The organism is Bradyrhizobium tropiciagri, from assembly GCF_018130505.1.
Taxonomy (GTDB): domain Bacteria; phylum Pseudomonadota; class Alphaproteobacteria; order Rhizobiales; family Xanthobacteraceae; genus Bradyrhizobium; species Bradyrhizobium tropiciagri_B.
In genome coordinates, this window is record NZ_JAFCKH010000003.1 from 163,049 (window position 1) to 183,003 (window position 19,955).

The 19,955-nt window shown below is 66.0% G+C and carries 18 protein-coding genes; all 18 read right to left on the bottom strand.

Annotated elements, in window-relative coordinates; all coding sequences use genetic code 11:
- Positions 1-510: 510 nt before the first annotated feature.
- A complete protein-coding gene (locus JQ633_RS08405) occupies positions 511-1,479 on the bottom strand; it encodes an ABC transporter ATP-binding protein (RefSeq protein ID WP_211984465.1) in 969 nt (322 codons plus the stop codon).
- Positions 1,476-2,456, bottom strand: a complete 981-nt coding sequence (locus JQ633_RS08410; protein WP_211984940.1) for an ABC transporter ATP-binding protein — start codon at positions 2,454-2,456, stop codon at positions 1,476-1,478. The genes JQ633_RS08405 and JQ633_RS08410 overlap by 4 nt, the downstream gene beginning before the upstream one ends.
- Complete coding sequence (locus JQ633_RS08415) at positions 2,453-3,373, bottom strand: ABC transporter permease (protein WP_211984466.1); 921 nt, start codon at positions 3,371-3,373, stop codon at positions 2,453-2,455. The genes JQ633_RS08410 and JQ633_RS08415 overlap by 4 nt, the downstream gene beginning before the upstream one ends.
- A complete protein-coding gene (locus JQ633_RS08420) occupies positions 3,339-4,298 on the bottom strand; it encodes an ABC transporter permease (protein ID WP_211984467.1) in 960 nt (319 codons plus the stop codon). The genes JQ633_RS08415 and JQ633_RS08420 overlap by 35 nt, the downstream gene beginning before the upstream one ends.
- Before the next feature lie 263 nt (positions 4,299-4,561).
- A complete protein-coding gene (locus tag JQ633_RS08425) occupies positions 4,562-6,352 on the bottom strand; it encodes a peptide ABC transporter substrate-binding protein (protein WP_211984468.1) in 1,791 nt (596 codons plus the stop codon).
- A 262-nt stretch (positions 6,353-6,614) separates the two neighbouring features.
- Positions 6,615-8,033, bottom strand: a complete 1,419-nt coding sequence (locus JQ633_RS08430; RefSeq protein ID WP_211984469.1) for a M20 family metallopeptidase — start codon at positions 8,031-8,033, stop codon at positions 6,615-6,617.
- A 139-nt stretch (positions 8,034-8,172) separates the two neighbouring features.
- Positions 8,173-9,264 carry a mandelate racemase/muconate lactonizing enzyme family protein gene (locus JQ633_RS08435; protein ID WP_211984470.1) on the bottom strand — a complete coding sequence of 364 codons (1,092 nt, stop codon included), beginning with the start codon at positions 9,262-9,264 and terminating at the stop codon, positions 8,173-8,175.
- A 130-nt stretch (positions 9,265-9,394) separates the two neighbouring features.
- Positions 9,395-10,033: an HD domain-containing protein gene (locus JQ633_RS08440; RefSeq protein ID WP_211984471.1), complete on the bottom strand. Its 639-nt coding sequence runs from the start codon at positions 10,031-10,033 to the stop codon at positions 9,395-9,397.
- Between the two features lie 183 nt (positions 10,034-10,216).
- A complete protein-coding gene (locus tag JQ633_RS08445) occupies positions 10,217-10,441 on the bottom strand; it encodes a hypothetical protein (protein ID WP_211984473.1) in 225 nt (74 codons plus the stop codon).
- Between the two features lie 384 nt (positions 10,442-10,825).
- Positions 10,826-11,452: an FMN-dependent NADH-azoreductase gene (locus JQ633_RS08450; protein ID WP_211984475.1), complete on the bottom strand. Its 627-nt coding sequence runs from the start codon at positions 11,450-11,452 to the stop codon at positions 10,826-10,828.
- 13 nt (positions 11,453-11,465) lie between these two features.
- Positions 11,466-13,037, bottom strand: a complete 1,572-nt coding sequence (locus tag JQ633_RS08455; protein ID WP_211984477.1) for an isochorismatase family protein — start codon at positions 13,035-13,037, stop codon at positions 11,466-11,468.
- An 18-nt stretch (positions 13,038-13,055) separates the two neighbouring features.
- Entirely contained in the window at positions 13,056-13,904 is an 849-nt protein-coding gene (locus JQ633_RS08460; protein WP_211984479.1) for an MBL fold metallo-hydrolase, read from the bottom strand.
- A 45-nt stretch (positions 13,905-13,949) separates the two neighbouring features.
- Complete coding sequence (locus JQ633_RS08465; protein ID WP_211984481.1) at positions 13,950-14,840, bottom strand: amidohydrolase family protein; 891 nt, start codon at positions 14,838-14,840, stop codon at positions 13,950-13,952.
- On the bottom strand, positions 14,837-15,955 hold the full coding sequence (locus tag JQ633_RS08470; RefSeq protein ID WP_211984484.1) for a VWA domain-containing protein: 1,119 nt from the start codon (positions 15,953-15,955) through the stop codon (positions 14,837-14,839). The genes JQ633_RS08465 and JQ633_RS08470 overlap by 4 nt, the downstream gene beginning before the upstream one ends.
- Positions 15,952-16,833, bottom strand: coding sequence for an AAA family ATPase (locus tag JQ633_RS08475; RefSeq protein WP_211984485.1), 882 nt, complete (start codon positions 16,831-16,833; stop codon positions 15,952-15,954). Before JQ633_RS08475 ends, JQ633_RS08470 begins: the two co-directional genes overlap by 4 nt.
- 9 nt (positions 16,834-16,842) lie before the next feature.
- Entirely contained in the window at positions 16,843-17,865 is a 1,023-nt protein-coding gene (locus JQ633_RS08480; protein WP_211984486.1) for a xanthine dehydrogenase family protein molybdopterin-binding subunit, read from the bottom strand.
- 2 nt (positions 17,866-17,867) lie between these two features.
- A complete protein-coding gene (locus JQ633_RS08485) occupies positions 17,868-19,457 on the bottom strand; it encodes a xanthine dehydrogenase family protein molybdopterin-binding subunit (protein WP_211984487.1) in 1,590 nt (529 codons plus the stop codon).
- 12 nt (positions 19,458-19,469) lie between these two features.
- Positions 19,470-19,949 (bottom strand): (2Fe-2S)-binding protein, encoded by a 480-nt coding sequence (locus tag JQ633_RS08490; RefSeq protein ID WP_139486263.1) that lies wholly within the window; start codon positions 19,947-19,949, stop codon positions 19,470-19,472.
- Positions 19,950-19,955: the final 6 nt, after the last annotated feature.

Below are 19,955 nucleotides of genomic sequence, written 5' to 3' on the forward strand. Positions count from 1 at the left end.
CATCCTGAGGTGCGAGCGGAGCGAGCATCGAAGGATGCACGGCCCCGATGCTTCAACGCGCTCTTGGACAAAGCCGGGCCGTCGACCCTTCGAGGCCCGCTGAAGAAGCGGGCACCTCAGGGTGACGGTGAGGGAGTGGTGGCGCGGTGAGTGAACGTAGGCTCCGTAGCCCGGATGGAGCGAAGCGAAATCCGGGGCAGTCTGTCCTGCGGCGCCGCCGTTCCCGGATTGCGCTGCGCTCGATCCGGGCTACGGGTAAGGAAGCGCCGGCGCTGGCGATTGAGTGTTCGGACGGTTTCGGAATATTGGAATAATACCCCTGAGTTGCCCGGCGTGTCAAGTTGCCTGGACGAGCGCCGCCTGCCGCCCGGCTACTTTGCATGGGGTTGTTTTCCACATTTTGGGTAGTGCCGTAGCCCGGATGGAGCGAAGCGAAATCCGGGGCAGTCCGTCCTGCGGTAGCGCTGGTCCCGGATTGCGCTGCGCTCCATCCGGGCTACGGGGTTCCGTTTAGGCCAGGTGGCACGCCACAAAATGCCCGTTGCTGCCTTCGCGCAGCTCTGGCGAGCTCTGCTTGCAGCGCTCCTCGGCGATCGGGCAGCGGGTGTGGAAATGACAGCCCTTCGGCGGGTTCATCGGGCTCGGCACGTCGCCCTTGAGGCGGATGCGATCGCGCTTCGCCTTCGGATCCGGCACCGGCACTGCCGAGAGCAGCGCCCGCGTATAGGGATGCTGCGGGTTGCGATAGAGGTCGCTCGCTTTGGCGAGCTCGACGATGCGGCCGAGATACATCACGGCGACGCGGTCCGAGATGTGCTCGACCACCGAGAGATCATGGGCGACGAACAGGTAGGTCAGGTTCAACTCGGCCTGCAGATCCTCAAGGAGGTTGATCACCTGGGCCTGGATCGAGACGTCGAGCGCCGACACCGGCTCGTCGCAGACGATCAGCTTCGGCTCCAGGGTCAGCGCGCGGGCGATCGCGATGCGCTGGCGCTGGCCGCCGGAGAATTCATGCGGGTAGCGCCGCATGTGCTCGGCCTTCAGCCCGACCTTGACCAAGAGGCTTGCGACGCGGTCGTCGCGCTCGCTGGCTGAGGTGACGGTGCCGTGGATGATAAAGGGCTCGGCGAGGATGGCGCCGACCGTCATGCGCGGATTGAGCGAGGCGAACGGGTCCTGGAACACCAGCTGCATGTTGCGCCGCATCGCGCGCAGATCGCCGCCGCCGAGGCCCGTCACGCTCCGGCCGTCGAACACCACCTCGCCGGAGGTCGGCTCGATCAGCCGCAGCACGCAGCGGCCGGTGGTCGACTTGCCGCAGCCGGATTCGCCGACCAGCCCCAGCGTCTCGCCGCGGTTGACCGTGAACGACACGCCGTCGACCGCATAGACCTGGCCGATCTCGCGCGAGAGCAGCCCGCCGAGCACCGGAAAGTGCTTCTTCAGATTGCTGACGCGCAGCAAGGGTTCGCTCATTGCGCGTCTCCGAGGTGACAGGCCATGCGATGGCCGGGTGCGATCTCGCGCTGCCGCGGCTCCGTCTGGGTGCAGATGCTCATGGCGTGCTTGCAGCGGGGCGCAAAACGGCAGCCGGGCGTCGGGTTGATCAGGATCGGCACCGAGCCGCCGATCGCTTCCAGCCGGGTCTTGTGCGCGGCGTCGAGATCGATGCGCGGGATCGATCTGATCAGCCCTTGCGTGTAGGGATGCCGCGGGTTGCCGAACAATTCGTCGACCGGTGCCTCTTCCACCACCTTGCCGGCATACATCACGACGACGCGCTGCGCGGTCTCGGCGACCACGCCCATCGCGTGCGTGATCAGCATCACCGCCATGCCGAAGCGTTCCTTCATGTCCTGCAACAGGTCGAGGATCTGCGCCTGGATGGTGACGTCGAGCGCGGTGGTCGGCTCATCCGCGATCACGAGCTTGGGCCGGCAGGCCAGCGCCATCGCGATCATCACGCGCTGGCGCATGCCGCCGGAGAACTGGTGCGGATAGTGATGCACGCGGCCCGCGGCATTGGGGATCTGCACCAGCTTGAGCATCTCGATGGTGCGCTCGAGCGCTTGCTTCCTGGTCACCGCCTCGTGGCGGCGCAGGCTCTCGGCGATCTGCTCGCCGATCGTCAGCACCGGATTGAGCGAGGTCATGGGCTCCTGGAAGATGAAGCCGATCTCCTTGGCTCTGATGTCGTCGAGTTCGCTGGAGCTCAGCGGCACCAGGTCGCGGCCCTCGAAGATGATCTCGCCGGCGACGATCTTGCCCGGCGGCATCGCGATCAGCTTCAGGATCGACATCGCGGTGACGGTCTTGCCGCAGCCGGATTCGCCGACCACGCATAGCGTCTCGCCGCGGTTGATCGAGATGTCGACGCCGTCGACCGCCTGCAGGATGCCGTCGTCGGTGGTGAAGTGGGTTTTCAGGCCCTTGATGTCGAGCAGCGCCATCAGATCACCTTGCGCGCGTCGAGCGCATCGCGCAGCCCGTCGCCGATGAAGTTGATGGCGACGACGGCGATGAAGATCGCGCCGCCGGGGAACAGCGCCCAGTGCGGGCCGATGTCGAGAAAATCCTTGGCGTCATAGAGGATGCGCCCCCAGGTCGGGGTATCGGGCGGGAAGCCGAGGCCGAGGAACGACAGCGTCGATTCCGCGATGATCGCTGCGGCGACGTCGATGGTGCCGGCGATGATGACGGGACCGAGCGCGTTGGGCAGGATGTGGCGCACCACCTGCCGGGTTGGGCTCGCGCCGAGCGCGCGCGCGGCCTCGACGAACTCCTTTTCGCGCAGAGAGAGGAACTGGGCACGCACCAGCCGCGCCACCGGCATCCAGCGCAGGCCGCCGATGACGAGCACGATCAGGATGAAGATGCCGCCCTCCGGGCCGAAGACCGCCTTCAGCCCGTCGCGGAACAGATAGATCAGCATCAGCAGCAGCGGCAGCTGCGGCAGCGACAGGAACAGGTCGGTCAACCACATCAGCGCGTAGCCGAGCGGCCCGCGCGACATGCCGGCGAGCGCGCCGATCAGCGTGCCGACGAACACCGAGACCAGCATCGCGGCGAGCCCGACCGCGAGCGAGATGCGGCCGCCATAGATCATGCGGGCGAGGATGTCCTGGCCGAGATCGTCGGTGCCGAACGGATGCGCCAGCGACGGCCCCTGCAGGCCGGCGACGACGTCCATGTCCGAGATCGAGACGCGCCAGACGAATGGTCCGAGCACGACGGCCAGGATCAACAGCAGCAGAAGCACGGCGCTGACCACGGCGGGCCGGTGCCGGCGGTAGCGCCGCCAGGTCTCGCGCCAGGGCGAATAGCCGCGCCGCGGTTCAGCGGAAGGAGATGCGAGGGTCAAGCCAGCCATAGAGGACATCTGCGATCAGGTTGAACAGCACCACGAGACACGCGAAGACGAAGGTCACGGCCATCACGACCGGCGTGTCATTGGCGAGGATGGAGGAAATCAAGAGTGAGCCGATGCCGGGAATCCGGAAGATCTGCTCGGTGACGATGGCGCCGCCGAACACGGCGGGCATCTGCAGCGCGATCAGCGTGACCACCGGGATCATCGCATTGCGCATCACGTGCTTGACGATCACCTTGGCCTGGCCGAGCCCCTTGGCGCGCGCGGTGGTGACATAGTCGAGGCGGATCACGTCGAGCATCGCCGAGCGGACGAAGCGGGTCATCGATGCCGCCTGGAACAGGCCGAGCACCATCACCGGCATGATGGCCTGCCGGACCATCTCGAGCGCCCAGGCGATGCCGGTCGCCTTGATGTCGGTCGAATAGACGAACGGCAGCCAGTCCAGCTTCACCGAGAAGATCAGGATGAACAGGATGCCGGTGAAGAAGGTCGGCAGCGAGAAACCGATGAAGGCGAAGGTGTTGGCGATCTGGTCGAAGATCGAATAGGGCCGGGTGGCGGCATAGACGCCGACGGGAATCGCGATCAGCAGCGCCAGCAGCTGCGCCGAGCCGATCACGTAGAGAGTGGTCGGCAGCCGCTGCAGGATCAGCGTGTCGACATCCATCCGGCTGACAAAGGAGAAGCCCCAGTCGCCCTGCGCCATCGCCGCGAGCCAGTGCAGGTAGCGGAGATAGATCGGGTCGTCGAGGCCGAACTTGGCGCGCAGCGCGGCCTGCACCTCGGGCGGCACGTTGGGATTGGTCGCAAGCTCGCCGAACGGGTCGCCCGGCGCCAGCGCGAGCACGACGAACAGCACCAGCGAGATCCCGAGCAGGCTCGGGATCGCGATCATCAGGCGACGCAGGATGTACTGACTCATGGGATTATCGGACTAACGCTCGTACGCAGCTTCGAATGCAAAGGCAAACCCGGACTTCACCTCGCCCCGCTCGCGGGGAGAGGTCGGAATTCAAGCACAGCTTGAATTCCGGGTGAGGGGGATTCTCCACGAATTCTGCCCCGAGCCGAATTCGTGGCCACAGCCCCTCACCCCGACCCTCCAAGAGCGAGCTTCGCTCGTCTCGACCCCGTAAGAACGGGGAGAGGAAGAAGGAGAGGCAAATCCCGAGCCAGTGTCACGGCTCAGCTTTCCCGATACCAGTCCTGCAGATTGTCGGTCTGGTTGGCCCAGCCCGAGAGCGCCGGCCGCAGCGAGTTGGAACAGGCTTCGACGGCAGCACGGTGCATCACCGGGATCACCACCGTGTCCTGCCACATCAGGTCGTTGGACTTGACGTAGAGGTCGGCGCGCTTGAGCGGATCGGTCTCGGTGTCGGCGGCATCGACCGCGGCGTCAAAATCCTTGTTGACCCAGCGCGGGAAGTTGCGGCCCTGCCACTTGTTCTCCTTGGTGGCCACCTCGCGCGAATGATAGCGGCGCATGTGCAGCGCCGGGTCGGGCTGCGTCATCGGGATCTGGAACATCTCGATGTCGGCATAGAACTTGGAGTAGGTGTCGGGATTGGCGACGTCGGAGGAGAAGAACACCGAGGCTACCACCGATTTCAGCTCGACATCGATGCCGGCCTTCTGGCAGGCCTGCTTGACGATCGCCTGGGTCTTCTGCCGCGGGCCGTTGATCGAGGTCTGGTACAGGAGCTTCAGCTTCTTGCCGTCCTTCTCGCGGACGCCGTCGCCGCCGACCTTCCAGCCGGCCTCGTCGAGCAGCGCGCTCGCCTTCTCGATCGAGAACTCCCATTTGGTGTTCTTGGAGACGAACTCCTCGGGGCCGTTGAGGTAGTTCGCGGTGGTGCGGCCGGCGCGGCCGTAGATCACCTTCTTGATGGACTCGCGGTCGACCAGCAGCGCCAGCGCCTTGCGCACGCGGGCATCAGACAGGATCGGATGCTTGGTCTTCATCGACGAGCGCTCGCCGTCGACCTCGACGTTCGGATCGGTGAAGTTGAGCGCGATGAACTCGATGTCGCCGCCGACGGCATAAAGCGTCTTGCCCTTGCCGCCTTTTTCCAACCGCAGCAGGACTTCGTCCTCGACCTGGATGTTCCAGGCGAAATCATATTCGCCGGTCTGGATCACCGCGCGCGCCGCCGAGACGGCGTCGCCGCCGCCCTTCATCTCGAGCGTGTCGAAATAGGGCCGGTTGGCCATGTGGTAGTCGGGATTGATTTCGCCGCGCACGAGGTCGCCCGGCTTGAACTCGACGAACTTGTAGGGGCCGGTGCCGACCGGCTTCAGATTGTTCGGCGCCTCGCGCGACTTGCTGCCCTTGTACTCCGCGAACAGATGCTTCGGGATGATGCAGCCATAGGCGCCGACGAAGGCGTTGGCCCAGAACGGCGTCGGCTGCTTGAAGGTGATGCGGATGGTGAGATCGTCGACCTTCTCGACCGTCATGTCGGCATAGGTGCCGCCCGAGACTGCCGCGGTCGCCGGATCGATGGCGTATTCCCAGTTGAACACGAGATCGTCGGCGGTGAGGGGCTTGCCGTCGTGCCATTTTACGCCGGGCTTGAGCTTCCAGACCACCGTCTTGGCGTCCTTGGAGAGCCCGCCGTTCTGGATCGAGGGAATCTCGGCGGCGAGGATCGGATTGAGATGGCCGTCGGCATCCCAGCTGGCGAGCGGTTCGTAGAACAGCCGCGAACCGTCCTGGTCCTTGGTGCCGGTGGCGAAATGCGGATTGAGCAGGGTCGGGCCCTGCCACCACAACAGCTTCAGCGGACCGCCGCCGCCGCGCTTGGTCGGCTTGTACGGATTCGGGCTCTGCGCCATCGCGACGCCGCCGATCGAGAGGATCTGGTTGGCCATCGGCGCGGTGAGGCCGACGGCGATCATCCGCTGCACGAAGGCGCGGCGGTTCATCCGTCCGTCCTTCACATCGTCGATCATGGTTCGCAGGTCTTTGTCGAACATTGTCCCCTCGTCCGGCTCACGTTTGATTGCGGCTGGCCGTGGAACCGGCCACCGTGTTGGCGGCAGATGGCACACCGAATGATGGCGCAGGTCAACGGCTGGCGCGCCACACCGCCTAGGTCTTTTGGCTATCGCTTGTGCACAAGCCTTCGCGAGCGCACATGGCTTCGGCATTTGCGTGCAAAAGCCTGCCATGCGCCGCTCGCAACTGCGAAAAATTTGTTCGCTAATCCTTTGTTCCTAGGCCGAGCCAGCTCCCCGGTCAGACCACGGACATGTTCAACGGCGGTGCAACATGTTCGGGCAGCGGGCTGACATAGGGCGTCCGTGCGGTGCGCCTGACGAGATCAGCCTTGGCGGCTTCGATCAGCTCCGGCGCCAGCAGCGCCCTGACGCCGAGGCCGGCCATCGCCTTGGCCGCCTGCACCATTGCCTTGTGGGCGGCCGGGGTCTTGCCCTGCGCCACCACCTGCCAGGTGTGGAACGGCGTGCCGATTGCAACCGTCGGTGCGTGCACCTGCACGGTCGGCACCACCCAGCTGACGTCGCCGACATCGGTTGAGCCGATCAGCGGATTGCGCTTGGCGTCCATCGGCACCAGGAAGTCGGCGAGCGGCCGGTCGGTCGGCTCCATGCCGATCGCGTAATAGACCGAGGCGATGTCCTTGTCGGTCAAGGTGGCGCGGATCTTGCCGGCGAAATCCTTGTCGGCATCGTCGAAATGCGGCGGGCCGAGCTCTTCCATGATGCGGTGCAGCTCCTGCTCGAGCGGCGTGTTGGGCAGGATGTTGGAGACTGCGGAGATGATCTTCATCTCGACCTTGGTCTCGGTCATCAACGCGGCGCCCTGCGCGATCTTGTGCACGCGCTCGACCAGCTCGTTCATGCCGGGCAGGTCGCGGGCGCGGATCGAATAGCGCACGCGGGCATGGGCCTGAACGACGTTGGGCGCGATGCCGCCGGTGTCGAGCAGCGCATAGTGCACGCGGGCATCGCTCGGCATGTGCTCGCGCATGTAGTTGACGCCGACATTCATCAGTTCGACCGCGTCGAGCGCGCTGCGGCCGAGATGCGGCGAGGCCGCAGCATGCGAGGTGCGCCCGGTGAAGATGAAGTCGGCGCGGGTGTTGGCGAGCGACGGCGTCACCGCCACTTCCCAGAAGCTATGCGGATGCCAGGTGATGGCGATGTCGGCGTCCTCGAATGCGCCGGAGCGCACCATGAAGGCTTTCGCGGCGCCGCCTTCCTCGGCGGGGCAACCGTAATAGCGAACGCGGCCCGGCACCTTGTTCGCGGCAAGCCAGTCCTTCACCGCGGTGGCGGCGAGCAGCGCCGAGGAGCCGAGCAGATTGTGGCCGCAGCCATGGCCATGGCCGCCGGCCTCGACCGGGCGATGCTCGGCGACACCGGCCTCCTGGCTGAGGCCGGGCAGGGCGTCGTATTCACCCATGAAGGCGATCACCGGCCCGCCTTCGCCCCATTCGCCGACCACCGCGGTCGGGATGCCGGCGACGTTCTCGGTGATGCGGAAGCCCTGATGGCGCAGTTCGGCGAGATGTTCGGCGGATGAGCGCGCCTCGGTGTAGCAGACCTCGGGCATCGCCCACACCCGGTCGCTCAATTCGATGAAACGCGGCTTGATCGTATCGACCCCGCGCCAAACATCACTACGGTTGTCCATCTGCTCCGGTCCTTTTGAAAAGGCAATCTGAAGCGCCGGAACCTAGCAGCTTGGCGCGAGCGCGACTAGCGCTCGCCGGCAGACCAGCCTTCTCGCTGTGTCACGTCTCCTTGCGGGGCCAGAAACATTTTCATTCCCCTCATCCGGCGTTGAGCCGCTCCAATCCCTTCCAGTCGAACGTGACGCCGTGCCCGGGCCGATCCGGCGCGATCGCCATGCCCTGTTCCAGCACGAGCGGATTTGCAATGTAGCGGTCGAGGCCGAAGCCGTGCGCCTCGAGATAGGAGCGGTTCGGACAGGCCGCGAGCAGATGCACGGTGATGTCGTGCGCGCCGTGGCTGGTGACGGGAATGTTGAAGGCCTCGGCCAGCCGCGCGATCTTTATGAAGCTGGTGACGCCGCCGCAATTGGTGACGTCGGGTTCGGCATAGGACAGCGCACCGCCGGCGATGTAGGGCTTGAACTCCCACAGGCTGCGCAGGTTTTCGCCGGCTGCGATCGGCACGCCGCCCGCCTGCAGGATGCGGGCGTGGCCGGGGACATCGTCGGGGATGGTCGGCTCCTCCAGCCAGGTCAGGTCGAACGGCTGCAAAGTGCGCGCGGCGCGGATCGCTTCCTCGACGGTCCATTTCATGTTGGCATCGGCCATCAACGGAAACTCCTCGCCGAGATGCCCGCGCATCGCCTTCACGCGCGCGACGTCGGCGGCGAGGCTGGCCCGGCCGACCTTCATCTTGATGGCGCGGAATCCCTTCGCGAGATTGTCGTCGGTCTGCTTGAGCAGGCCATCGAGCGGCAGATCGAGATCGATGCCGCCAGCATAGCAGGGCACGCGCCGGTCGAAGCCGCCGAGCAGCCGCCACAGCGGCAGCGACGCCCGCCGCGCCTTCAGGTCCCACAGCGCGATGTCGAGCGCGGACAGCGCCAGCACCGACGGCCCGCCGCGGCCGCCATAATGCAGCGCCCACCACACTTTGTGCCAGAGCTGCTCGGTGTCGTCGGCCTCCATCCCGCGTGCGATTTCACCGATCTCGCGGCTCAGAATATCCGCGATGGCGCCGCCATTGCGACCGACCGTGTAGGTGTAGCCGGTGCCTTCCGCGCCGTCGGCATCGCGGACGCGGATCGTGATCAGCTCGAACGCCTTGATCTCGCCATGCGTCGAGTCGCTCAGCACGACAGGAAGCGGGATCTTGTAGAATCCGACCGTGAGATCCTTGAGGGTGGCCATGTCCGCACCTCCTGCATCAGCCGCGCGCACGCGCGCGCAGCGTACGATCCCAAAAGCTGTGGCCGGCCGCAACCGTCGGCGGCTGAATGCCTGCCTTGAGCGGCCGGCTTGTCTTCCGACGAACGAGGGCCTAGCTGCGCCAGGGCGTATTGCGGATCCGGGTGCAGGCGTTCGGCTTGTGGAACGTGTGATCGTGCTCCTGAATGAAGTCGAAGTTGACTGTGCCGAACGTGGTCTGCGGCTTCTTCAACGCCGAGCAGGTCTGCTCACGGATGAATTCGTTCTTGAAGTCGCCGCGCGGAAAGGCGGTGACCACCTGCTCCCGTTGCTCCGGCGTGTAGTCGTCGTATCCGACCCCGACCACATCGACCAGCACACCCGCATTGGTGAGCGCGATCTCCGGCCGCATATATTGGGGAATGCCGGGCGTGGTATGCAGGGCGACCGCTTCCCACACCAGATCCGCCTTCGGCTCGGGAATGCCATGGCTCCGCAGAAATGCGCGCGCGGCGTCGGCGCCGTCGACCTCGAAACGCTTGGTCTCGCTATGGAAGGCGTCGGCAAGGCCGAGGTCGTGAAACAGCGCGGCGACATAGAGCAGCTCGGCGTCGAATTTCAGATTCTGCCTGATGCCCTTCAGCGCGCCGAACGCGAACACCCGTACCGAGTGATTGAACAGCATCTCGGATTCGTGCTGCCGCACCAGCTCGGCGGCCTCGCGGGCGATCTTGCTGTCGGGAATCCTGATGCCGGAAATCAAGTCGGTCATGGCAAGGCTCCTGGTCTTCTGAACGGCCAACAGCAAAGGCCATTGACGGGCCGCGGTGGATCGCTACGCGCTAGATAAAATCGCGCGTGCCGGACCGGAAGTGTGCGGGCTCATGAAGATCCTGCAGCAAGATATTGAAGCTGATGCAGTACGGCGGTCAGGCACGCAGCGCCTGCGCGCCGATCAGCCCGGACCCTGGCCCGGCTCGCGCGGCGGGGTGCGCTCCGCGCTCTTCAATTCCCGATCGATGAGCGTGCAGACCCTGCGCTGCGCGAGCAGATCGAGCCGCGCACGCGTCACGCCGCTTTTGGTCTTGCCGTTGATCTCGAATGACCAGCTCCAGAGATCCGGTTCGATGTTGGAGAGCGTATATTCGATGTCGCGATGGCGGTAGGTCAGCTTCTTCATGCCGTTTCTTTTTGTGAGCTGACGGTTCCATAACCAGATCGCTGGGGTGTCTGTATCCGTTCGACTACTTACGCATTTGGTCTAAGCGCCGCCCGCATGGCGGAATTTGTATCCCCGTCCCAGCTGGGCTCAAGCACTGGTGCCTCTGGAATACTGGATCACCCGGTCAAGCCGGGTGATGACATCGCGATATCTGTTTGACAGTTGAATCAAGACCAACCCCATCCCCGTCATCCTGAGGTGCGAGCGGATCGAGCCTCGAAGGATGAATCGGCCCGGCGCCGGCCGTCGATCCTTCGAGGCTCGATCCGCTCGCACCTCCAGCGGCAAAGGCAAAGCCTTTGCGCGGGGATGACGGGGCGCAAACCGGCGTTGGCGACGCGATCAAAATCTCCCCGCCATCTCCGCCAGCCGGCGATGCGCGGCCTCGCGCGCGGCGCGGATCGGCTCGGCGGGGCCGGTGGTCGGGCCGATCGGCACGAAGCGGACGTCGGCGATGCCGATGAAGCGTAGCACCTCGCGCAAATAGGGCGTCGCCATGTCGATGCGGCCGCGGTTCATGCCGGTGACGAAGTCGCTGCCGCTGGCGACGATCACGACGGTCGGCCGGTCCTTGAGCAGCGGCAGGTAGCCTGTTGCAGGATCGAAGCGGAAGGTCAGGCCGGGCTGGATGATGACGTCGAACCACTGCTTCAGCTTGTAGGGAATCGAAAAATTCCACATCGGCGTCGAGATCAGCACCCGATCGGCCAGGGATAGCCGCAGTGCGAGGCGTTCGGCGATCGCAAACGCATCACGCTGCGAGTTGGTGAAGGGCTTGCCGCCGATCCGGGAATATTTGGCCTCCAGCAGATAGCCTTCGAAATCCGGCAGCGGATCGCGCCACAGATTCATCGCGTCGATCTCCCAGTCCGGGCGCACCTTGCGAAAAGATTCCAGGAACACGCGCGCGCCTTCGGCCGATTCCGAATCGACGCGGGGAGAACAGGCAAGGTGAAGCAGCTTCGGCACCGCTTCACCCCTTTCAACCGAGCGCCTTGATCACAGTATCGGCGTTGGTCACGACCGAGACGTTCTGCAGCGCGAAATTGATCGCGGCATTGTGCCACTCGGCGTTCATGGTCGAGCAGCAATCCTCCGGCACGATCATGAAATAGCCTTTGTCGGCGCCGGTGCGCGCGGTGTGCTCGACCGACATGTTGGTCCAGGCACCGGTGTTGATGATCATGTCGCGGCCAGTGGCCTTCAGGATGGTCTCGAGCCGGGTGCCTTCCCACGCGCTCATCCGCATCTTCTCGACCACGAAGTCGCCCGGCCGGGGCTCGAGCCCGGAGACCGGCGCCGCGCCCCAGCTGCCGCGCACCATCGCCTTGCTGTCGACCAGCCCCTCGAACAGTGGCGCGTTCAAGGTGACGCCGGGTGCGCCCGGCTCGACCACGAACCAGACATGGATGATGGCGACGCCTGCGGCGCGGGCAGCTTCCGCGACGCGGCGGACGTTTTCGATCACATGCTGCTGCCGCGCATGCGCGGGCGCGCCGGAGTCAGCGAAGGCGCCGCCATCCATGATGACGTCGTTCTGCATGTCCTGGATGATCATCGCGCAGCGCTGCGGATCGATCCGCATCTCGCCGCTCGCAAGGTTCGGCGCCGGCGTGGACGAAGCCGCGCCCGTGCCGCCGCGCTTGCCGCTCATGTAGGGCTCGTGCCGCGGCCCGACCTTGGTCGGGATCGCATAGACCGAATGGGTCGCGGTGAGGTACAGCGTGCGAAACTCAGGTCCGCCCCAGGCGAGGTTGGCGACGAGCTCGGGCAGCCGCAGCTTGCCGAGCAGATTGCCGTCGGGCGAATAGACCCAGACGCCGCCGGGCGCGGTGACCCAGACATTGCCGCGCTGGTCGCACTTCATGCCATCGGGCAGGCCGGGTTCGAGCTCGGAGCGGATGCCGGAGGCGAACACGCGGGGATTGGCGAGCGAGCCGTCGGCGGCGACGTCGAAGGCGCGGACCACTGCCTGCACCGTGTCGTTGACATAGAGGATGCGCTCGTCCGGCGAGAAGCACAGTCCGTTGGGCTGTTCGAACAGATACCGATCGACCAGCAGCGTTGGCGCGCCGCCGCCGGGTGGCACGCGATAAACGCCCTGGAAGCCGAGCTGGCGCGGCCGCTCGACACCATAGACCGGCATTCGGCCGTACCACGGATCGGAGAAATAGATTGCGCCGGAGGAGTGCACGCAGACGTCGTTCGGGCTGTTGAGCTCCTGGTTGTTGAAATGCGAGGCCAGCACTTCGCGCCCGCCGTCCGGCCGCTCGCGGATCAGCGACGACGTCGCGTGCTCGCAGACGATCAAATTGAGGTCGGCATCGTAGGTCATGCCGTTGCATTTGTTCGACGGCCGGCGGACCTCGACCACGCCGCGCCGCGAATCCCATCGCCGCCGTACGTCGCCGGGCATGTCGGAGAACAACAGGAAGTGCTCGAGCGGATGCCAGATCGGCCCCTCGGTGAAATCAAAGCCCGTCCCCACCTGGCCGACCGGCGCGTAGGGATCGATCAGGTCCTCGAATTCGGCGCGCAGGGTGACGTGGGTCATCGGGCCAGGCCTCCGCGCTTATGCAGGGAACCAGCTGCGCTGCGGCAGGCTCTGCACCACAGGCCCCGGCACCTGGTCGTGCAGCCGTCCCACCACCATGCCGCCCTCGATCTTCGCCGGGCGATCGTGCACGGGAAGCAGATAGCGCGAGCTGGACAGCAGCTTCTTGATGGCGGCCTTTTCGGCGCGTTTGCTGGTGCCGTGGTTGCCGGTGGTGCGCGGCTCGGCGTCGTGGATTTCGTTGAAGGGATTCACGATCTGGTCGTTGAAATCATAGATCACGTCGCCGCAGATCGTCGCGATGCCGTCGGCGGTGTGGACGTGGATATTCATCGAACCTTCCGTGTGGGCGTTGGCGGCGTCGCAGTAGACGCCGGGCATCAGTTCCACGGGGCCGGTGATCTCGAGGTCGAGGAAGCGCAGCGCGCTCTTGGTGTGCAGGCGGTCGATCAGGTGCTTGATGTCGGGCGCCGGATATTGCGGATGCATCAGGCCGGAGACGGAATATTCCAGCTCCGTGCGGTTGACGACGACCGTGGTGTTCATCGGGAACAGATCGTCCTTGCCGGCATGGTCGATGTGCAGATGGGTGTGGCAGACGAAACGGACGTCGCCCATCCGCACGCCGTGGCGCGCGAGCTGGTTCTCGATCATGTTCTCGTGGAACTGGAGCCCGCGCATGCCCAGCGTCTCCATGATCTGGTTGGAGCGATAGCCGGTGTCGACCAGCACCGGGTAGGGGCCGCCGAGGATCAGGAAGCCGAGCGTCAACACGCGCTTGGTGCGGCCGCAATTGTGCCCGAGCACGAGGAAGCTCGATTCCAGTTCGATATCGCCATAGTCCAGGATCTTGATCTCCAACGGCATCGCGTCCCTCCCAATTCGTGTTCGTTGCTTGTGCTCGCGGCGCGCCTATGACCCAAGCCGATAGACCCGCGCCGCAGTCGTGTTGAAGATCGCCTCACGTTGTTCCGGGCTGAGCCTGGCGGTCGCGGCCTTGAACGCGTCGACGAGGTCGCGATAGCTGGTCCACAGCTTCTCGATCGGAAAGTTCGAGCCGAACAGGCAGCGCTCTGCGCCGAAGATCACGACGGTGTCGGTCACGACATCGGCGATGTGCGCCGGGTCGTTGCGATGGACGAAAGTGCCGAGCCCGGACAGCTTGGTCACCACGTTCGGGCATTGCGCCAGCCGTGCCATGCCGGTGCGCCAGGCGGCGCGGCCCTGCGGCGACAAATCCTCCAGCATGCCGGCGTGCTGCAGGATGAAGGTCACGCCGGGGCACGCCTCGGCGAGACCGGCGGCCTCGGCCATCTGCGGGGCGAACACCTGCAGGTCAAAGCTCCAGCCGTAGTCGGCGAGGCGGCCGACATTGCACCGGATCACGGGATCGGCGCAGAGATCAGGCCGCGCCGCGAAACGATAGAGCGGGTTCTCGTGCCAGTGCAGCTGCATGCGCACACCGCGCAGCAGCGGATAGCGCTTGAGGCGATCGAGCTGCGGGCGAACGTCGTCGACACTGAAATCGGCATAGCCGACGAGCGCGTGCGGCCAGCCGTGCCGGTCGGCGGTCTGCTGCACCCAGGCCGCCTCGTCCTCAAATTGGCCGTTCGGCCAATTGGTCTGGACGTAGACCGAGCGAGTGACGCCGGTGTCCTTTAGGTCGTCGAGATACTCCTCGATCGGGTAGTCACGGCGGATCGGCTCATAGGGTCCGAAGATGCGCGGCTGCATTGGGCCGGACAGCCAGGCGAGGTCGGCCTTGCGCCAGATGTGGTGATGTCCGTCGACAATGCCGGTCACGCAGCTCTCCTTCGTCCAAGCGACAGCAGATGCGCGACCACCGCCGTGCTCGATCCGCCGTCGACGAGATCGTCGACAAAGCGCTGGATCGCGACCAGCGCCTCGGTTTGCGGGGTGAAGCTGGGCGAGGTTGCGAGCGGCGTCAGCCAGCTCACCCGCCACGCCCGCCGCGACAGTTTTACCACCGCGTCGCGCAGCGCGGCCGGATCGCCGCGCTCGAGACCGTCGGAGACGATCACGACCGCCGCGCCGCGGGCATATCCGCCGAACCGCGGCACGGCGAGGAACGCCTGCAGCGCGTCGCCGATCCTCGTGCCGCCGTCCCAATCGCTGACCAGGAACGACGCTGCGCTCAGCGCCTGCTCGCGCCGTTTCAGCCGCAGTGGGCGAGTCACACGCGTCAGTCGTGTCCCGAACGTGAACACCTCGACATTGCCGGCCGACTGCACCAGCGCATGCGCCAGCTTCATGTTCTCCTCGGTGCGCGCTTTCATCGATCCGGAGACGTCGATCAGGAACAGGATCTTTCGCGGCCGTTGCCGCCGACGCAGTCGCCCAAGCCGCAGCACCTCGCCGTCATTGCGTACGCTGTCGCGCAAGGTTCGGCGCAAATCGGCGAACGGGCCGGAGCGGGCGCGCCGCCGCCGGTGGCCGCGCCGCCGCGGCAGCCGCCGGGCCGCCTGGCGCGACAATTGCCGTAGCGGATCGCTTATCAATGCTTGGGCAAAGCGGCGCTCGACCAGCGCTTCGGCACGCGCCGCGGCGAGGCCGGATTCATTGGCCTCGTCGGCGAGCGGCGGCTCGTCCTCGCCGCGGCCTTCCTCCTGCAGGCGCACAGTCTCCTCGTCCTCGCCTTCGGCCTGCTCGATCGCCTCGGTGCCGCGGAAGTGGATGTCGAACAGGCGGTCGTAGGTCGCGCGGCGCTCCGGCGGCGGCGCCAGCGTCGCGAGGCCGGCCCGGCGGATGTGCTCGAGGCTGCGCGGCCCGAGCAGGTCGATCGCGGCGAGGAAACTCGTGGTCTGCTCCGGCGCCACCGAAAAGCCGTTGGCGCGCAGCAGCGCGACAAAGGAGACGAAGATCCGCGCGGCGCGCGGCAGCTGGAGATCGTCGCTCACGCGGCCGCCTCCGCGATGATGGCGTCGAGCCGCGGCGAGATGAAATGCAGGTCCTCCTCATCCTTCAACGCGACGCCGATCGAGCGCTTGAACGCGTCGGGCCAGCGCGCGCCGCCCTTGTTGAGCAGGGTCGCGGCCTCCGCCCAGTCCACGGCCTCCGCGATGCCCGGGGCCTTGCTCAGTGGCTCGCGGCGGAGACGGCCGACCGCGGCGACGACGGCGCGGGCGGTGGCCTCGGCGACGCTGGAGGCGCGCATCATCACGATCCGTGCCTCGCGCTCGGCGTTCGGATAGTCGATCCAGTGATAGACACAACGGCGGCGGAGCGCCTCGTGCAAATCGCGGGTCCGGTTCGAGGTCAGCACCACGACCGGATGTTCGGCGGCGCGGATTGTGCCGCGCTCGGGGATCGAGATCTGGAAGTCGGAGAGGAATTCGAGCAGGAAGGCCTCGAACTCCTGGTCGGCGCGATCGATTTCGTCGATCAACAGCACCGTCGCATCGGGCGCGCGCAACGCCGCCAGCATCGGCCGCTCGATCAGGAACGACTCGCCATAGATGTCGATGCTCTCCTCGCCGGCCTGGCGGATCGCCAGCATCTGGCGCGGATAGTTCCACTCATAGAGCGCAGCCGATGCGTCGATGCCCTCATAGCATTGCAGGCGGATCAGCTTGCGGCCGAGCACGGCGGCAATCGCTTTCGCGGCCTCGGTCTTGCCGACCCCCGGCGCACCCTCGAGCAGCAGCGGTTTGCCGAGCGCGAGTGACAGATAAGAGGTGGTCGCGATGCCGTCGTCGGCGAGGTAATAGGCCGCGCGCAACGCTTTCTCTAGCGCCTCCGGGCTATCGATGCCAACGATGTTGCTGCGGACCGGCATGGCAGGACCTCAGCGCCGCGGCTGCGGCCGCGCGCCGCCCTGTGCCTTGATCGCGCGCAGCACCTTCTCCGGCGTGATCGGCAGATCGTCGATCCTCACGCCGACCGCATTGAAAATCGCATTGGCGACGGCAGGCAGCACCGGGTTGGCGCACATCTCGCCCGGTCCCTTGGCGCCGAAGGGCCCGTCCGGTGCCGGGCGCTCCAGCACCGCGATATCGTGCGGGCAGATGTCGCCGGGGCCCGGCATCAGATATTCGACGAAGTCGCGCGGCCCATGCACCGGCTCCGGATAATAAGGCTCCGGCGTCTCGTAGAGCGCATGGCTCACCCCCATCCACGCGCCGCCGACCAGCTGCTGCTCGACGAGGCGCGGGTTGAGCGCGCGGCCGAGCTCGTAGGCGGAGTCCATCCGGATCATGTCGACTTCGCCGGTCTCGTCGTCGACCTCGACCTCGGCGACCAGGCAGGCGTGCGCGTAGCACGTCGCCGGCGACATCTCGCCGGTCTCCGGATCGACGTCGGACAGCGGCACCAGGAAGATGCCGCGGCCGGAGATCGTCTTGCCCTGCTTGAACTGGGCGGCGATCGCGACGTCCTTGGTCGAGATCGAGCGGTGTGGCGCGCCCTTGACGTGGATATTGCCGCGGCCGTCGGTCTCGAGATCGGCAGCGTTGACCTCGAGCTCCTCTGCGGCTGCCTCCATCATCACGCCGCGGGCCTCGCGCGCCGCCGCCATCACCGCGTTGCCGACGCGGTGGGTGCCGCGCGAGGCGAACGAGCCCATGCAGTGCGGGCCGGTGTCGGAATCCGCGGTGTCGACATAGACGTCCTCAACCGGGACGCCGAGCGTCTCGGCGCAAATCTGCCGCGTCACCGACTTCATGCCCTGGCCGAGATCGATCGACGACAGCGCCACCGTGAACTTGCCGCTCGGATTGGAATGCACCAGCGCCTGGCTCGGGTCGCCGCCGAGATTCATGCCGATGGGATAGTTGACCGACGCGATGCCGCGCCCGCGATATCTCGTCATGATCAGCGCCTCCTGGTGCCGAAGACGGAGGAGAAACGAGTCGCGCCATGCGACGGTGACGACGGTCGTGGCGGCGGGGATGGCGGCGGCGAGGAGGGCGGCGGTGGCGGCGGCTCGCGAGTTGCGGCCGGCGCGCGGTCATACGTCGTGCGCTGCTGGGGCGGTGCGGCCAGCGGCGCATGCGTCTCGCGCGGGGTCGGCGTCACGGCGGCGCGGCTGCCGCCACCATCCTTGCGCGATGACATGCGCTTGAACTCGTCGCGGATCGGCCATTTGGCTTTCTCCGCGGCGACCTGCACGCATTCGATCAGCGCGGTGTTCTTGGCCTCGCGCCGGTGCGCCTTCATGTCGCCGTCGCGATACGCGTTGAGGATTCGGAACTCCATCGGGTCCATGCCGACAAGGTGAGCCAGCTTGTCCATCTGGCACTCGATCGCAAAATCCATCGCTGTGACGCCGAAGCCGCGCATCGCGGTCGCCGGCGTGCGGTTGGTGAAGACGCAGTAGACGTCACCATAGACATTCGGGATCGTGTAGGGGCCGGGCAGATGCGCCGCGCATTTCACCGCCGCATAGCTCGACAGCCGTGTATAGGCGCCGCTGTCGAAATAGGCGCGCACCTTGCGGGCGACGACGCGACCGTCGCGCATCACGCCGTCCTTGATATAGATGCGCTCGGCGCCGCGCGGCGGACCGTATTGCATCTCCTCCTCGCGCCCGAACACATAGCGCACCGGGCGCCCGGTCAGCATCGCGCCGAGGATGCAGAGCGGCTCGGTCAACGTGTCGACCTTGCCGCCGAAGCCGCCGCCCACCGTGCCGCCGATGAAATGGAAGGTGTTGGAGGGCACGTCGAGTATCTTGGCGCAGGTGTCGACCGAGAAGAACAGCGCCTGCGTCGAGGTGTAGACGATGTAGCGGCCATTGGTGTCGGGCGCCGCGATCGAGCCGTTGGTTTCGGTCGGCGCGTGCTCGATCGGTGACATCTGGTAGCGCTGCTCCAGCACGTGGTCGGCCGACGCCAGCGCGCGGTCGGCATCGCCGAAGCGCAGCTGCTGGTGGTCGTAGGTCTCGTGATAGGTGAAGGTGTTCTTCGGATAGACCTCGTTGACCACGGGCGCGCCCGGCTTCAGCGCGTCCTCGACGTCGAACACCGCGGGCAGCACCTCGTAGTCAATCTTCACCTTGGCGATGGCTTCGTAGGCCTCGCGGGGGCTGTCGGCGACGATGGCCACGATCGGCTCGCCCTTGTAGCGCACCTTGTCGACCGCCAGCGACGGCTCGTCGTCCTTGCCGAAATTGATCAGGCTGAGCAGCGTGTTCAGATTTCGCGGCACGTCGGAGGCGCGGATCACGCGGCGGACGCCCTGCGACCGCTCGGCCTCGCTGGTGTCGATCCGGCGCAGCCGCGCATGCGCATGCGCGCTGCGGACCACTTTCAGGTGCAGCATGCCCTGCAGCTTGTGATCGTCGAAATAGGGCGAGGTGCCGGTGACATGACCGAGCATGTCCTGGCGCTGCGTGCCCTTGCCGATTTCCTTGAGGTTATCGTCGCGCTCGTCGGCGAACAGGTCCTTGCGCAGTTCCAGCATGACGCGGTTCCTTTACGCACGCGCTCGGCCGCCGGATGCGGCGGCCAGCACGGCGTTGATGATCGGCTCATAGCCGGTGCAGCGGCAGATATTGCCGGAGATCGCCTCGACCACCTCGGCGCGGCTCGGCTGCGGATTGCGGTCGAGCAGCGCCTTCGCGGCCATCAGCATGCCCGGGGTGCAGTAGCCGCACTGCGCGGCGAAATTGTCGGCGAAGGCACGCTGTAGCGGGTGCAGATTGGGGCCGTCCTTGATGCCGTCGAGCGTCTCGACCGAGCGGCCGGCGACGGTCTCGGCCAGTGTCAGGCAGGACAGATGTATCTCGCCGTCGATCAGCACGCTGCAGGTGCCGCAGCCGCCCTGGCCGCAGCCGAATTTCGGCGTCATGTCGCCAATCAGCTCGCGCAACGCGACCAGGAGGTTGGTGCCGCCATCGACGAAGATCGCGACATCGCGGCCGTTATGCTGGAATTGTAGGGCGGTCTTGGCCATGACGAG